The following is a 306-nucleotide window of genomic DNA, read 5'->3' on the forward strand; positions in this document are numbered from 1 at the left end:
GCTGAGTTTCAGACCATCCCAAAACTACTAAAAAACAAATGGTTTCAAAAAAAAGGTCATTATTTCGGACGCATGGGGTCTAGGCTCTTACGTCGCAAAGATGATCGGCATCATTTAATAATCGGACCAACTCGCTCTGGTAAGGGTATCAGCTATGTCATTCCAAATGCCCTTACGCATGAAGGTTCAATGATCGTAACTGACCTGAAAGGCGAAGTGTTTGAATTAACTGCTGGCTATCGACGCAAAAAAGGAAATGCGGTTTTTCTTTTTGCTCCTGGGAGTGAGAATACAAACCGCTGGAAT

At 42.5% G+C, this 306-nt stretch carries 1 protein-coding gene; it reads left to right on the plus strand.

What is annotated here, in order from left to right; all coding sequences use genetic code 11:
• The coding region (locus tag HBA93_RS20290) for a type IV secretory system conjugative DNA transfer family protein (protein WP_221724476.1) at positions 1–306 on the plus strand (306 nt) is incomplete at both ends.

The organism is Ochrobactrum sp. SFR4 (genome assembly GCF_019730395.1).
Taxonomy (GTDB): Bacteria; Pseudomonadota; Alphaproteobacteria; order Rhizobiales; family Rhizobiaceae; genus Pseudochrobactrum.